At 35.2% G+C, this 14,687-nt stretch carries 14 protein-coding genes; 3 read left to right on the top strand and 11 right to left on the bottom strand.

Features of this window, described 5'->3' with window-relative positions:
- Positions 1-207 precede the first annotated feature (207 nt).
- From rsmD to QUH73_RS12505, 3 genes are read right to left on the bottom strand one after another with little or no spacing between them, the layout of a single operon-like run.
- Positions 208-756 (bottom strand): 16S rRNA (guanine(966)-N(2))-methyltransferase RsmD, encoded by a 549-nt coding sequence (gene rsmD / locus QUH73_RS12515; RefSeq protein ID WP_289530778.1) that lies wholly within the window; start codon positions 754-756, stop codon positions 208-210.
- The gene (locus tag QUH73_RS12510) at positions 747-1,595 is read right to left on the bottom strand and encodes a DUF3822 family protein (RefSeq protein ID WP_289530777.1); all 849 of its coding nucleotides are present in this window, start codon (positions 1,593-1,595) and stop codon (positions 747-749) included. Before QUH73_RS12510 ends, rsmD begins: the two co-directional genes overlap by 10 nt.
- Positions 1,596-1,609: 14 nt before the next feature.
- Positions 1,610-2,251: a hypothetical protein gene (locus tag QUH73_RS12505; RefSeq protein ID WP_289530776.1), complete on the bottom strand. Its 642-nt coding sequence runs from the start codon at positions 2,249-2,251 to the stop codon at positions 1,610-1,612.
- Between the two features lie 87 nt (positions 2,252-2,338).
- On the opposite strand from QUH73_RS12505, the gene QUH73_RS12500 reads away from it, so the two are divergent.
- Positions 2,339-3,772: an ATP-dependent DNA helicase gene (locus tag QUH73_RS12500; protein WP_289530775.1), complete on the top strand. Its 1,434-nt coding sequence runs from the start codon at positions 2,339-2,341 to the stop codon at positions 3,770-3,772.
- Here the strand turns inward: QUH73_RS12500 and QUH73_RS12495 are convergent.
- From QUH73_RS12495 to QUH73_RS12460, 8 genes are all read right to left on the bottom strand, one after another.
- Positions 3,769-4,989 carry a response regulator gene (locus QUH73_RS12495; RefSeq protein ID WP_289530774.1) on the bottom strand — a complete coding sequence of 407 codons (1,221 nt, stop codon included), beginning with the start codon at positions 4,987-4,989 and terminating at the stop codon, positions 3,769-3,771. The two genes, QUH73_RS12500 and QUH73_RS12495, sit on opposite strands and share 4 nt — an antisense overlap.
- Before the next feature lie 44 nt (positions 4,990-5,033).
- On the bottom strand, positions 5,034-6,779 hold the full coding sequence (locus tag QUH73_RS12490) for a phospho-sugar mutase (protein ID WP_289530773.1): 1,746 nt from the start codon (positions 6,777-6,779) through the stop codon (positions 5,034-5,036).
- A gap of 25 nt (positions 6,780-6,804) precedes the next feature.
- Entirely contained in the window at positions 6,805-7,677 is an 873-nt protein-coding gene (gene rfbD, locus QUH73_RS12485) for a dTDP-4-dehydrorhamnose reductase (RefSeq protein WP_289530772.1), read from the bottom strand.
- Positions 7,678-7,679: 2 nt separating this feature from the next.
- Complete coding sequence (gene rfbC, locus QUH73_RS12480) at positions 7,680-8,240, bottom strand: dTDP-4-dehydrorhamnose 3,5-epimerase (RefSeq protein WP_289530771.1); 561 nt, start codon at positions 8,238-8,240, stop codon at positions 7,680-7,682.
- Positions 8,241-8,242: 2 nt separating this feature from the next.
- Positions 8,243-9,130, bottom strand: coding sequence for a glucose-1-phosphate thymidylyltransferase RfbA (gene rfbA, locus QUH73_RS12475; RefSeq protein ID WP_289530770.1), 888 nt, complete (start codon positions 9,128-9,130; stop codon positions 8,243-8,245).
- Positions 9,131-10,084 (bottom strand): UDP-glucuronic acid decarboxylase family protein, encoded by a 954-nt coding sequence (locus QUH73_RS12470; RefSeq protein ID WP_289530769.1) that lies wholly within the window; start codon positions 10,082-10,084, stop codon positions 9,131-9,133.
- Positions 10,085-10,109: 25 nt separating this feature from the next.
- Positions 10,110-11,450 carry a UDP-glucose dehydrogenase family protein gene (locus QUH73_RS12465; protein WP_289530768.1) on the bottom strand — a complete coding sequence of 447 codons (1,341 nt, stop codon included), beginning with the start codon at positions 11,448-11,450 and terminating at the stop codon, positions 10,110-10,112.
- Positions 11,451-11,654: 204 nt separating this feature from the next.
- Complete coding sequence (locus tag QUH73_RS12460) at positions 11,655-12,233, bottom strand: PhnA domain-containing protein (RefSeq protein WP_289530767.1); 579 nt, start codon at positions 12,231-12,233, stop codon at positions 11,655-11,657.
- Positions 12,234-12,501: 268 nt separating this feature from the next.
- On the opposite strand from QUH73_RS12460, the gene rpsA reads away from it, so the two are divergent.
- Both rpsA and QUH73_RS12450 read left to right on the top strand, forming a co-directional pair.
- Positions 12,502-14,307: a 30S ribosomal protein S1 gene (gene rpsA, locus QUH73_RS12455; protein ID WP_289530766.1), complete on the top strand. Its 1,806-nt coding sequence runs from the start codon at positions 12,502-12,504 to the stop codon at positions 14,305-14,307.
- A gap of 17 nt (positions 14,308-14,324) precedes the next feature.
- Positions 14,325-14,684 (top strand): STAS domain-containing protein, encoded by a 360-nt coding sequence (locus QUH73_RS12450; RefSeq protein WP_289530765.1) that lies wholly within the window; start codon positions 14,325-14,327, stop codon positions 14,682-14,684.
- Positions 14,685-14,687: the final 3 nt, after the last annotated feature.

The following is a 14,687-nucleotide window of genomic DNA, read 5'->3' as shown; positions in this document are numbered from 1 at the left end:
AACTCGCGACCCCATGCGTGACAGGCATGTATTCTAACCAACTGAACTACCAAACCTTTTTTTGATTGCGATGCAAAGATAATGCAAGTTTTCTTACTTGCAATATCTGCATGTAATTTTTTTGTCTGGAATTCCGCTTTAAGGTAGTAAAATAGCGGTTTTGAGCTTGTTACGTTTGTGAAAAAAAAGCTTTTTTTTTGCAAAGATCTATTCTGATTCTTTTATCGATTTAAAGAAGCTGAAATTTACACTTCCATAAACTCTTTTTTCAGTAAAATTTGGATGTACCGAAAAATCATTTGATGAACCGTGTTCAATAATTAAAAGACCATTTTCAGTGAGTAATTCCTTTTCGAAAACTAAATTGGGAATTGTTTCAAGAGATTTCATTGCGAACGGAGGATCGGCAAATATCAAATCAAATTTTTGAGGAAAATTCCGGAGAAATCTAAAAACATCCGATTTAATTACTTGAATTTGTTCAAACTTTAATTCTTTAATGGTTTTTTGAATAAAAGAGAAGTGGTTGTGATTTTTTTCCACACACATTACCTTTTCCGCGCCCCTGGAGGCAAATTCGTAACTAATTCCACCTGTACCACCAAAAAGATCTAAAACTTTTAAATCTTCAAAATCAATCACGTTATTTAATACATTGAAAAGGCTTTCTTTGGCAAAATCGGTTGTTGGCCGAGCCTTAAAATTTTTATCCGGAGATATCCTTCTTCCCTTATGAGTCCCACTTACTATTCGCACCTGGATAAATTTAAAAGATTAATGAATTGATTGTATTCCTTGTGTGGAATACTTTTTTTTATTCTAAACTCCGATGGAAGTATTTTAACCTCAACCTGACCTAGGTATTTTTTTAGTAAAATAATTGCATTGCTATCTTCCTGAACAAGTCCATCAATAATTAACCTGCTTCTCTCGTTATTTAACTTTTGTTGTTTAAAGATGTTGAGAATATAGTAGGCTAAATCGGAACTTGCGCTGTATGAGAATGTGTTTATGAAATGTTTCCCGTTTCGATCAGGTATAATTACATGAAAAAAGTAATTCTGGATGTTCAAAAAAACTTGTGGGTGATTCTCAGCAATTTTTTGATTCAATGCCTCTTTGTAAAAGGGTAAGCAATGATGATACAGCTTACTGTTTTTAAAGTGAGATTGAACAAATTCTTTAATGTTTTTAGGAAAAGAGAATACAATCCACGATTTTAATTCCGGAAGTTCATTCCATTCCAGACATTCATTTTTTTCAAGACAATGAGATAATTGAAACCCCTCATAAGCAAAGTCTTCCGAGAAAAATTCCGATGGAATAAGCAATACCTTATCTGAGATCCAAAGAAGCGAAACATCCTTAAAACTTAAATTTAAGAGTTCGTGGTTTCGAACAATTTCAATAAATGAATTTATCGGATTATTGTCGCTGTTTGTTTTGAAAGGAATGAATTGATTCAACGCGATGCACCCCTTATGCTCGTTGAGTATAGAAAAAGAAAATCCATCCAGGCTTACCTGGATGGATAGGGTATATTCTTTTGTTTTGTTTTTATCAAATGATGAATCAACAAATACAAGGTCGCTCATGTATAATTTTATATTTATTCCCAGTTACCTGCGTTGTTGTTTGCTTCTTCAAGAGAACCAACCATTAAACCAGGATATTTATTTAAACGAATACGGTTTCCATTTTCTTCAAGAACTTCTTCACGATATTCATCCATAAGATCATCAAAAATATCCATGTTGGAAACTTTTGCTTCAAAAACCTGAACTTTTACATTAGATCCGGTTACGAATACAGTTGCACCTAATTTAAATTGTTTTTGTCCTTTTGTAAATGGTACAAAACGTAAATTCTCGATTGCATATTCTTTTCCAAAAACAGTATCAAGAGCCGAAATCATGACTGTATCACGAGTGATGAATCCTTTCTTAACAGCTTCCTTTTCAGTCATACCAGCTTCAACTTGCTCATCAGTAAGAGAACCTATAGCTTTAATCAAAGGCATAGAGTCTGTTTTGATAAAACTAATTAAAGTGTCAAAACTTCCGGTATATTTACCATTAACATCTTTGTAAGCACCTTCTGCTTTACGGATATCTTTCAACTGTTCAATAATTCTAGCGTACCTTTGATCTTTGATTTTACCAAATTTAATCGGTTTCATAATGCTTTGGTAGCTTAAAAAAGCAAGAACAACAATAGCTATGGCAAGTAAGATTTGAAAGACTTTTTTCATTTTTATTCTTATTAGTTTGTAAGTTTGTCTGCAAATTTAAAAAAAAAATCTATTTGGTTATTTTTCTAGCCATTAAAATTATCAGAAATGTTAAAAAATCATGTTGCCTTACTAATTAGTGATAGTTTGAACTTCGAACCAACCGATGATCAGCAAAGGGCAATTGACTGTTTAGCAGATTATGTAACGAAGAATGATGAAGGTGGAATTTTTCTTTTAAAAGGTTATGCCGGTACTGGAAAAACGACTTTGGTGAGTGCTTTGGTATCTGTTTTAGATAAAATGAAAATTAATTCAGTTCTTCTGGCACCAACTGGTCGGGCCGCAAAGGTTCTGTCTCATTATTCAAAAAAATCAGCTTATACAATTCATAAAAAGATTTATCGGCAGAAGTCATTAACCGATGATCTCGGAATATTTGCTTTGGATCGGAATTTGAATAATAACACTGTTTTTTTAGTGGATGAGGCTTCCATGATTTCCAATTATTCTGCGGAGGCATCGGTTTTTGGTTCTGGCAGATTATTGGATGATTTAATGCAATATGTTTTTTCAGGGAAAAATTGCCGTTTGATTCTAATAGGTGATACTGCACAGCTGCCTCCAATTGGATTGGATATAAGTCCGGCTCTTGATCCTCATGAGTTGGAGTCGTGTTACAATTTGTCTGTAACGGAGATGATTTTAACGCAGGTTGTTCGCCAAAATCAGGAATCCGGTATTTTAATGAATGCGACGAATTTAAGAGGAATGCTGGCCGACGAAAAAAGTGGTTACCCTGTTTTAACGACAGAAAATTATCCGGATATAAAACGAATTGGCGGAGCGGAACTGATTGAAGAAATTTCCAATGCTCATAATGAGTTTGGTTTGGAAGAAACGATTGTAATTAGTCGATCCAATAAAAGGGCGAATAAATTCAATCAGGGAATTCGAAATACCGTTCTTTATCGTGAGGAAGAAATTTCCAGTGGCGACTATTTAATGGTTGTAAAGAATAATTATTTCTGGGCTCAGGATATTAAAGAAATGGACTTTATTGCTAATGGTGATATTGTTGAAATAGTTCGGATACATAAGCATATGGAAATGTATGGATTTCGTTATGCTGAAGTCACCATTCGATTTCCAGATTACAAAGATGTGGAATTGGATGCCATGATCATGTTGGATACTTTGGATATTGAAACGGCATCACTTGGTTATGAAGAAAATAAAAAGCTGTTTTTTACCATTGCCGAAGATTATGCCGATATTCGTTCCAAGAAAAAGCGGTATGAAAAAGTTCGGGACAATAAATTCTTTAATGCCCTGCAAGTGAAATTTTCATATGCCGTAACCTGTCACAAAGCTCAAGGGGGACAATGGAAAACAGTATTTGTAGATCAAGGATATCTAACCGATGAGTTATTGACAGCAGAGTACTACCGTTGGCTTTATACAGCGGTAACACGGGCTACTGAAAAATTATTCTTGGTTAATTTTAAAAAAGAATTCTTTCCTAACGAGAATGAGAATTAAAGCTCAAGACCAATAATTAGAATGTCATCGGTTTGTTCATTGTTTTCTTTCCAACTCTCAAACCAATTAAAAATATCCGATTTTTGAAGATTGATGGATTTTGATTGGATAGCCAGTAATTTGTCGTATAATTGCTTTTTTTTAAGCGTTTTAAGCTGATGTCCTCCAAGTTGGTCAGTTATACCATCTGTATACAGGAAAATACGGTCACCAACCTGTGTTTCTATTTTTTTAATCGTGAATTCGGCAAACTCTGATTCTTTACCAATAGAATTGCGGTCACCTTGAATTTCAAATAAAGAATATCCATTACTACTGTCTTTTGCCTCAATAGTTTCTTTATTACATTTTAACGGTTCTGAATTCTTTCTGATTAAAACAAGTGATCTTTTTGCTCCTACAAATTCCAATATATTTTCTTGCGGGTAAATGGAGCAAAATAATCCATCCATTCCGTCGTATTGTGTATAAGTGTCACTGGATGTATTCAGAATCCGGCTAAATTTTTGACTGAGTAGTGGGAAAACATGTTCTGCACTAATCTCGTTTCCATTTTGAGAAAGAGTATGCAACTCCATTTGTCCCATGATAGTTAACATTGCCGCGGGAACTCCGTGACCGGTACAATCAAATAAACCAATGTTCTTCTTATGGAAATTCTGCTGAATCCAGTAAAAATCTCCACTTACAACATGTTTAGGCAGATTAATGATAAAGGATTTAGAGAATAATCTTCTGAAATTTTCCGCATCAGGAAGAATTGATCTTTGAATTCTACCTGCATGAATCATGCCTTGATGGATATCGTAGTAAGACTTGTATTTGGAAATTTCTTGTTTTTGTTCATTGATTTGAAATGCAATTAATACTTTGGTTTGCAGTTCGGTAAAATCAATTGGCTTTTTAACGTAGTCCTGAGCACCTAAGCTTAAGGTTGCTTTAATGGATTCCATTTCTGTTTTGGCCGAAACCATAATAACAGGAATTTCTTTCAGTCTTTCATTCAATTGGATTTTTTCAAGAACTTCGATTCCGTCCATTACGGGCATCATAATGTCAAGAAGAATAACATCAGGAATGTTATCGTTTAGCCAATCAAGAGCTTGTTGGCCTCCTTCTTTTGAAATGACAGTATAATCACGTCTGAAGTATGCTTCAATTAATTTATTGTTAATTGGAGAATCGTCAACAGATAGAATGGTTCTTTTGTTATTCATAATGAGTAAAAAGTGTAGGGTAGCATAAAGCTACCCTAAAAATATCAGTTTAATTCTAAAGAGCTAATAATTCCTTGAATTTTTTTATTGGCTTTATCTTCAGTAGCGTAAAATTCTTCAATTGAAGCAAGGTTTTCACGGACTTCGAAATAATATTTAATTTTTGGTTCGGTTCCCGACGGACGAACAGAAATTTTCGTTCCGTCTTCCAAATAAAATTGAAGAACATCTGCTGTTGTCTCAAAATCTAAAGCAGTCTCTTCTCCCGTTACCGGATTGGTGGCTATTCTTGTTGAATAATCTTTAACCAAAATCAAAGTTGATCCATTAATTTCTTTCGGGCGATTGTAACGATAGTCGTACATTAATTTTTCAATTTCCTGTGCTCCCTGTATTCCTTCACGAACGATATAAATCATTTTCTCTTTCGAATAACCATATTCTACATAGATATCTTTAAGGATATCGAATACGTTTTTCCCTTGCTCTTTAGCCCAGGCAGCAATCTCGGCCATAATACTGCAGGAAGATACTGCATCTTTATCACGGGTAAAATCTCCCGGCATGTAACCAAAAGATTCCTCACCGCCACCAATGTAGTTTTTATCAGGATTCTTTCTGATCACGTCAGCAATCCATTTAAATCCGGTATAAGCATCAAAACATTGTACGTTATTTTTCTCGGCTACATCCTTGAATAGTTCTGTTGTAACAATGGTTTTTACCACATAATCGTTACCAGTTAAAAGTCCAAGTTCTTTTCTTCTTCTAATTAAGTAGTAATTAAAAATAAGAGCAGTCTGATTTCCATTTACGATTTCCCACTCGCCTTTATCATTGGTCGCCGCAATACCCAAACGGTCACCATCCGGGTCACAAGCCATTACCAAATCAGCATTAACTTCTTTGGCTTTATCAACAGCCATTTTAAGAGCTTCCGGTTCTTCAGGGTTGGCTGACCAAACAGTAGGGAAGTTGCCATCCACTACATCTTGTTCCGGAATATGAATGACATTCTCAAAACCATAATTTTTTAATGAAGCAGGAACTAATTTTACCGTTGTTCCATGCAAAGGAGTAAAAACAATTTTTAAATCCTTTTGATTTTTGATTGCCTCAGGAGAAAGACTTAATGTTTTAACTGTATCCAGATAAAGCTTGTCCATATCTTCTCCAAGTACTTCTATTAGTGAAGGATTACCTTCGAATTTGATTTCTTCAAGTTTTATAGCCTTAACTTCAGCAATTACATTTTTATCGTGAGGAATAACCAACTGAGAACCGTCTTCCCAATATGCCTTATATCCATTGTATTCTTTAGGATTGTGTGAGGCGGTAATAATCACACCCGATTGACAGCCCAAATGACGAATAGCAAAAGACATCTCAGGAGTTGGTCTTAAATCTTCAAAAATGTATGCTTTAATACCATTTGCGGAGAAAATATTAGCAACAGTATCTGAGTATAATTTGCTGTTGTTACGACAATCATATCCAATGCAAACAGAAAGATTATCTTGTCCGGCAAATACTTTGTTAATATAGTTTGCTAACCCTTGAGTGGCGGTTCCAACGGTATAAATATTCATTCGGTTTGTTCCCGGCCCCATTTTACCTCGCAGTCCTCCGGTTCCAAATTCAAGATCTTTATAAAATGAATCTATTAAATCAGTTTTATCTTCTTTCTCTAATAATGATTTTACAGCATTTTTAGTTTCCTGATCGTAATTCCCCTCAAGCCAGGCTTTGGCTTTTTCATTTACTATTTCAAAAATCTCATTTTTGTTCATTTTCGATACAATTTCTATTGGTTAACTATTCCGTAATTCTTTTAATACAATGCCCAATTCTGCTTCTCCAGTGCGGTATTTCAAGAGTAAAAATATGTTTAATTTTCGATTTATTCAAAACGCTGTAATATGGCCTTTGTGCAATATATTGAAAATCAATGCTTTCTATACTGTTAATTTTACATTTATTTTTTGATGTGTTTTGTATTTCTGTGGCAAAATCGTACCAGCTGCAAACGCCTTCATTAGAGTAATGGTAGGTTCCAAAATTATTAAAATGACTATTCTTATTGATGCTATCAATGATTCGAATGATTGCAGAAGCTAAATCATGTGCATAGGTTGGTGTTCCTATTTGATCGCCAACAACACCTAATGAATCTTTTTCTTTACCTAAGCGAAGCATGGTTTTTAGAAAATTCCTGCCAAAGGGAGAATATAGCCACGAAGTGCGTATAATGATGTACTTTTGGCAAATGTTTCGAACATTTTCTTCCCCTTCAAATTTGGTTCTGCCGTAAACTCCTATTGGTTTTGCCTTTTGATCCTCAGAATAAGGAACGGAATTGTCACCGGAGAATACATAGTCGGTAGAAATATGAACCAATGTAATATTGTTTTGAGAGGCTGCGGTAGCTAGGTTTTTTACCGCATCCGCATTTATCAATCTGGCGGTATCTTCATTTTCTTCTGCCTGATCAACGTTAGTATAAGCGGCGCAATTTACGATGTAGGAAATTTGTTTATCCTTGAGGTAATTGCTTATTGCATCCAAAGAACAGATGTCCAGTTCCTCAATATCAGTAAAGAAAAATTGAAGATTGTTAAATTGAACCGATAACTCTTTTATTTCGGAGCCCAACTGCCCTTTAGAGCCTGTAATTAGGATGTTTGTCATGCTCATTTGCTGTATTTAAAATTCTTTTCAGCTTCTTTGAAATTTGGATATACTTTATCCTTTGGGGATATGATGGCTTTGTCGGGCTCTATTCTCCAATTTATATTTAAGAATGGATCGTTGAAGTTAATTCCTCTTTCTGCTTCGGGATTATAAAAATTATCGCATTTGTAAATAAAGGTTGCAGATTCGCTTAAGACAGAGAATCCGTGTGCAAATCCCTTCGGAATTAAAAATTGAATTTTATTATCCGCAGACAATTCAATGCCACTCCATTGCCCGAAAGTTGGAGAATCTTTTCTTAAATCAACAGCAACATCAAACACTTTACCTTCTATTACACGCACCAATTTGGTTTGAGAGTAGGGAGCTAACTGATAATGAAGCCCTCTTATTACTCCATATCCTGATTTGGATTCATTATCCTGAACAAAGGAAAGATCAAGATCTTTATTACGGAAAATTTCTTCATTGTAGCTCTCGAAAAAATATCCTCGTTCGTCTTCAAATACTCTTGGCTTGATTATTAATAAATCGGGAATTTTGGTTTTGATAATTTCCATGATTAGCTGCACTGCTTATTAATGTTTTCATTGGCTACCATCATCAAATATTCTCCATATTGATTTTTGAGTAATGGTTGAGCTAATTCAATTAGTTGTTCTTTGTTTATGAATCCGTTTCGGTAAGCAATCTCTTCCAAACAGGCAACTTTTAATCCTTGTCTTTGTTCAATTGTAGCAATGTAATTGGAGGCCTGAAGCATGCTGTCATGAGTTCCCGTGTCCAGCCAGGCAATTCCACGTCCCAAAACCTGAAGCTTAAGATTGTTTTCTTTTAAATAAATGAGGTTTAGATCGGTTATTTCGAGTTCTCCCCGTTTCGATGGCTTTAATGATTTCGCCTTTTCAACAACAGTGTTGTCGTAAAAATACAAGCCGGTTACTGCGTAATTTGATTTTGGTTTCTCCGGTTTTTCTTCCAAACTTTTCACTTTGCCATTCTCATCAAAATCTGCAACGCCATATCTTTCCGGATCTTTCACATGATATCCAAAAACCAGTGCTCCTTCGGTTAGTTTTGCTGAAGCTGTAAGTTGCTTGCCAAATTCATATCCGTAGTAAAGATTGTCACCCAAAATCATACAGACAGGACTGTTTCCAATAAATTCTTCCCCAATAATAAATGCTTGAGCTAATCCGTCTGGAGATGGTTGTTCTGCATACGAAAGGTCAAGACCGAACTGGTTCCCATTTCCAAAAAGATCTTTGTAAAGAGGTAAATCTTTTGGAGTAGAAATAATTAGAATTTCCTTTATTCCTGCAAGCATCAAAACGGAAAGAGGGTAGTATATCATTGGTTTGTCGTAAACCGGAATAATTTGTTTCGAAATGCTTTTTGTAATCGGATAAAGTCTTGTGCCCGAACCTCCTGCCAATATGATTCCTTTCATCTAGTGTGTTGGTTTGATTGATAATAAGTTATCAAAATACGAAATAGTTCGAAGTAAACCTTCATTTAACTGAATTTTTGGCTCCCAATTATTCAATTCCTTTTTTGCAAGACTAATGTTTGGCTGTCTTTGTGAGGGATCATCTTTTGGTAAGGGCAAATAAATGATTTTAGAGCTTGAATTGGTTAGCTTAATTACTTTTTGAGCCAATTCTAAAATTGTAAATTCATTTGGATTGCCAATATTCACCGGGCCAATAAATTCTTTTCTTGAATCCATCATTCTAATCATTCCTTCCAAAAGATCATCAACGTATTGAAAACTTCTGGTTTGCAGACCATCACCAAAAAGAGTGATGTCTTCGCCTTTTAGTGCCTGAACAATGAAATTTGAAACAACACGACCATCATTTGGGTGCATGTTGGGACCGTAGGTGTTGAAAATACGCACAATTTTTATTGCAACATTGTTTTGTGTATGATAATCCATAAACAAGGTTTCTGCACAACGCTTTCCTTCATCGTAACAGGAACGAATGCCAATTGGGTTTACATTTCCCCAATAGTCTTCTGTTTGTGGATGAATTTCAGGATCGCCATAAACTTCACTTGTTGACGCCTGGAGAATTTGAGCATTTATTCTTTTGGCTAGACCAAGTAAATTTATTGAACCCATTACCGAAGTTTTTGTCGTCTTAATTGGGTTGTATTGGTAGTGTATTGGAGACGCAGGACATGCCAAATTGTAAATTTGATCTACTTCGGCATAGTATGGTTCTGTAATATCATGACGAACAAGCTCAAAGTACGGATTGTCTATTAAATGAGCAATATTCCTTTTTGAACCTGTAAAATAGTTGTCCAAACAGATCACATCATTGCCTTCTTTAAGTAATCTCTCGCAAAGATGTGAACCAATAAATCCGGCGCCTCCGGTAATCAAAATTCTCTTCATAGTTTAACTCCTTGGTCTGATTTATTTACACAACAGCTTCTTTTTTAATGATTTCTCTTCCAATAGAATAATAGATGAAGTTCAGTTCTTTCATTTCAGAAAGATCATAAATATTTCTTCCGTCAAAAATTAATTTTTCCTTCATCAATTTCTCCATCACTTTAAAGTTTGGAAGTCTGAATTCCGACCATTCAGTAACTATTAGTAAAGCATCGGCATCAATTAAAGCTTCATATTGATCTTTGGCATAGCTAATGGTATCGCCAATTTTTCGATGGCATTCTTTTGTGGCAACAGGATCATAAGCAATTACTTCTGCTCCTTCACTTAAAAGTTTGTTAATGATAACCAATGATGGAGCTTCTCTCATATCATCGGTGTTTGGTTTGAATGATAACCCCCAAAGAGCAATTTTTTTGCCTTTTAAATTTCCATCAAAATGTGCCATCATTTTTTTGTACAGCACACTTTTTTGGCGGTTGTTTACCAATTCAACAGATTTTAATATTTCCAGAGGATGTCCCCTTTGTTCTGCTGTCTTAATAAGTGCCTGAACGTCTTTTGGAAAACAAGATCCGCCATATCCTGTACCGGGATAGATAAATTTATTCCCAATACGGCTATCTGATCCTATGCCGCGACGAACGTTATTAATATCGGCACCTACAATCTCGCAAAGATTGGCGATGTCGTTCATGAAAGAAATTTTTGTTGCCAACATCGAGTTTGCAGCATATTTTGTCATTTCAGCAGAAGGAATATCCATAAAAATTACCGGATGATTATTCATTAAAAATGGCTTGTAGAGTTTGGTCATTACTGCCTGAGCTCTTTCCGATTCAGTTCCAATTACCACTCTGTCCGGTTTTAGGAAATCGTCAATTGCAGCTCCTTCTTTTAAAAATTCCGGATTCGAAGCAACGTCAAATTGAATTTCAACATTTCGGTTGGTTAGCTCTTTTTTAAGTGCAGCCTTAACTTTTTCGGCAGTTCCAATTGGTACGGTGCTTTTAGTAACGACTACAAGGTAGTGGTCAATGTATTGTCCAATTTCCCTAGCCACACCAATTACGTATTGAAGATCTGCACTTCCATCTTCGTCTGGAGGTGTCCCAACAGCAATAAAAATGGCATCAGCATCAGAGATACTATCTTTTAAACTATTCGAAAAAAACAATCGGCCTTTTTCCATATTACGTTTTACCATTGGCTCTAAACCAGGTTCGTAAATTGGGATAATACCTTTATTTAAATTGTCTATTTTAGTCTGATCTACATCAACGCATGTGACAGTAATTCCTGTTTCTGCAAAGCAAGTTCCGGAAACTAAACCTACATAACCGGTACCAACAATAGTAATGTTCATTTCGTTCGTTTTAGAGTTTTATTTGGATGGTGTAAATTATGATGTAAATTAAGTGAAATTAATTCACTAATAAAATGATTTTGATGGCTGATTTTAGCGCTTTGGGACATCTTACATCACTAAAAAGAATTGTTGTGAAAAAGAGTAGGGATGCCAATTAACAGCATCCCTACGTTAGTAAATATTCAACTTATTAGTGTTGATCTAGTTCGATTTCTTTACGTATTTAGTTAAGATGACAATCTGCTGTCCTTCTACACGACCTTCAATATGTTCTGCGTTATCTGCTACCAGAGAAATATTACGAACAGCAGTTCCACGTTTGGCTGTAAAACCACCACCTTTTACATTTAAATCTTTAATTAGAGTAACTGTATCACCAGCCTGCAATTGAGCTCCGTTGCTATCGATGTGTTTTACTGCATCTTCGTCATTATCACCTTCGCCGGTTGCTTTAGCCCATTCTAAAGTTTCCTCATCCAGATAAAGCATATCCAGTAAATCTTGTGGCCATCCTTCTGGACGCAATCGGTTTAGCATGCGCCAAGCCATTACCTGAACAGCAGGCACTGTACTCCACATGCTATCGTTTAAACAACGCCAATGGTTGGCATCTACTTGTTCCGGATTTTCAATTTGAGAATGGCAGATTGCACAAACTAATATGCTTTTATCAGCAGTTCCATTTGTTGGAGATATTTCGTATGCTTTTAAATCTTCTGTCGCACCGCACAACTCGCAAAGGGAACCGCTTCTGCTATGTAATTCTTTTTCAATATTCATTTTCTTATTGTTTAATTTGTGTTTGTCAAGCAAGTTTTTCTCTTATTATTGACCAGCGTATTATAAAGAGTACAAAGTTAAACGAGTTTATTTAAAATATAAATAGTTTTTTGTCATTTGTGGTTGAAGAGCTTAATAAATGGTGATTTTTTTAATGGATTTCCTGAAAAAAACAGCTGTAACTTATTTATTACTCAGAATAATTGTATACTTTTGCACCGAATTTTATATATAATGTCTAATTTATTAGTAAAAAGTAATTTAACAAATGATTGAAGAAAACAAAAAAGTAGACAGTTCTGCTCCAGATGCAGAATTTGATTGGGATGCATTCACAAGTGAAGAAGGATTCTCGGGTGAAAACAGAACAGATTTAGAAGCAATGTATGATAAGACTTTATCTACAATTTCTGAAAAAGAAGTAATTGATGGTACCGTTATTTCAATGAACAAAAGAGAAGTTGTAATCAATATTGGTTACAAATCTGACGGTATTATCAGCTTAAACGAATTCAGATATAATACTGAATTAACAATTGGTGATACAGTTGAAGTTTATGTTGAGAATCAAGAAGACAAAAAAGGACAGTTAGTTCTTTCACACAAAAAAGCTCGTGCATTACGTTCATGGGATCGTGTTAACGCGGCTCTTGAAAAAGACGAAATTATTAAAGGTTACATCAAATGTCGTACTAAAGGTGGTATGATCGTTGACGTATTTGGAATTGAGGCTTTCTTGCCAGGATCTCAGATTGATGTTAAGCCTATCCGCGACTACGATGTATTCGTTGGAAAAACTATGGAATTCAAAGTTGTGAAAATCAACCACGAATTCAAAAATGTTGTTGTATCTCACAAAGCTCTTATTGAAGCTGAATTGGAACAACAGAAGAAAGAAATTATCGCTAAGCTTGAAAAAGGTCAGGTTCTTGAAGGAACTGTTAAAAACATCACTTCTTACGGTGTGTTTATTGACTTAGGTGGAGTAGATGGTTTGATCCATATTACTGACCTGTCATGGGGTAGAGTAACTCACCCAAGCGAGATTGTTGAATTAGATCAGAAATTGAACGTTGTTATCCTTGATTTTGATGATGATAAAAAACGTATTGCTCTTGGTCTGAAACAATTAACTCCTCATCCATGGGATGCTTTGGATGCAGAAATGAAAGTTGGCGATAACTTGAAAGGAAAAGTTGTTGTTATGGCTGATTATGGTGCATTCGTTGAGATCGCTACTGGTGTTGAAGGATTAATTCACGTATCAGAGATGTCTTGGTCACAACATTTGAGATCTGCTCAGGATTTCATGAAAGTTGGAGATGAGGTAGAAGCTCAAATTTTAACATTGGATCGGGACGAGAGGAAAATGTCTCTTGGTATCAAGCAATTGAAGCAAGATCCTTGGGAAGGAATTGAGGCTAAATATGCTGTTAACTCTAAGCACACTGCTAAAGTTCGCAACTTCACTAATTTTGGTGTATTTGTTGAAATCGAAGAAGGTGTTGATGGATTAATTCATATTTCTGATCTTTCCTGGACTAAGAAAGTGAAGCATCCAGCTGAATTTACTACTATTGGTGCTGAAATTGAGGTTGTTGTTCTTGAAATCGATAAGGATAACAGAAGATTGAGTTTAGGACACAAACAATTGGAAGAAAATCCATGGGATGTATTCGAAACAATCTTTACAACTGACTCAGTTCACGAAGGAACTATCGTTGATATTTTCGAAAAAGGTGCTGTAATTGCTCTTCCTTACGGAGTAGAAGGATTTGCAACTCCACGTCATCTTGTGAAAGAAGATGGCTCTCAAGCTAAAGTTGAAGAAAAATTAACTTTTAAAGTTATTGAATTCTCAAAAGCAGCGAAAAGAATCATTCTTTCTCACTCAAGAACTTTCGAAGATGAGAAGAAAGCTGACGAGACTGCGAAGAAAAAAGAAGTAGCAAAAATCGCTAAAAAAGGAGTTAAAAAAGTGAAAGATTCACTAGAAAAGACTACCTTAGGTGATATATCAGAACTTGCTGCTTTGAAATCGCAAATGGAAAGCGACGAAGTTGGCGAGAAATAATTAAAAATTAAGTAATTATGGATTTCAAGATTGACAAGAAAGATGGTTATACCCTTGTACAGGTATTGAAAGACAAGTTGGATACTCACATTGCTCCTGCTTTAAAATCAGAATTGGTTTTAATTTCTGGAAATGGTGAGAAAAGTATCCTTTTGGATTTAACTCCTTGTACATATTGTGATTCGTCTGGTCTTAGTGCAATACTTGTAGCCAATAGGTTGTGTAAAAATGCCAATGGAACATTTGTGCTTCATGGCTTGCAGCCTGCTGTTGAACGATTAGTTTCAATTTCTCAGTTGGATTCAGTTCTGAATATTTCTTATAATATGAACGATGCTGTTTCAACGATGAAAGGTCAAATTGAATTAAACAAATAGTTA

Source organism: Labilibaculum sp. K2S (genome assembly GCF_030372765.1).
GTDB lineage: Bacteria > Bacteroidota > Bacteroidia > Bacteroidales > Marinifilaceae > Labilibaculum.
Note: the sequence above shows the minus strand (reverse complement) of the source record. Positions and strands in the feature narration are given on the sequence as shown.

Bases quoted from the DNA above. Each gene is read 5' to 3' on its own strand.
- QUH73_RS12510 (WP_289530777.1), bottom strand. From the start codon at position 1,595: ATGAGCGACCTTGTATTTGTTGATTCATCATTTGATAAAAACAAAACA.
- QUH73_RS12505 (WP_289530776.1), bottom strand. From the start codon at position 2,251: ATGAAAAAAGTCTTTCAAATCTTACTTGCCATAGCTATTGTTGTTCTT.
- QUH73_RS12500 (WP_289530775.1), top strand. From the start codon at position 2,339: ATGTTAAAAAATCATGTTGCCTTACTAATTAGTGATAGTTTGAACTTC.
- QUH73_RS12495 (WP_289530774.1), bottom strand. From the start codon at position 4,989: ATGAATAACAAAAGAACCATTCTATCTGTTGACGATTCTCCAATTAAC.
- QUH73_RS12490 (WP_289530773.1), bottom strand. From the start codon at position 6,779: ATGAACAAAAATGAGATTTTTGAAATAGTAAATGAAAAAGCCAAAGCC.
- rfbD (WP_289530772.1), bottom strand. From the start codon at position 7,677: ATGACAAACATCCTAATTACAGGCTCTAAAGGGCAGTTGGGCTCCGAA.
- rfbC (WP_289530771.1), bottom strand. From the start codon at position 8,240: ATGGAAATTATCAAAACCAAAATTCCCGATTTATTAATAATCAAGCCA.
- rfbA (WP_289530770.1), bottom strand. From the start codon at position 9,130: ATGAAAGGAATCATATTGGCAGGAGGTTCGGGCACAAGACTTTATCCG.
- QUH73_RS12470 (WP_289530769.1), bottom strand. From the start codon at position 10,084: ATGAAGAGAATTTTGATTACCGGAGGCGCCGGATTTATTGGTTCACAT.
- QUH73_RS12465 (WP_289530768.1), bottom strand. From the start codon at position 11,450: ATGAACATTACTATTGTTGGTACCGGTTATGTAGGTTTAGTTTCCGGA.
- QUH73_RS12460 (WP_289530767.1), bottom strand. From the start codon at position 12,233: ATGAATATTGAAAAAGAATTACATAGCAGAAGCGGTTCCCTTTGCGAG.
- rpsA (WP_289530766.1), top strand. From the start codon at position 12,502: ATGATTGAAGAAAACAAAAAAGTAGACAGTTCTGCTCCAGATGCAGAA.
- QUH73_RS12450 (WP_289530765.1), top strand. From the start codon at position 14,325: ATGGATTTCAAGATTGACAAGAAAGATGGTTATACCCTTGTACAGGTA.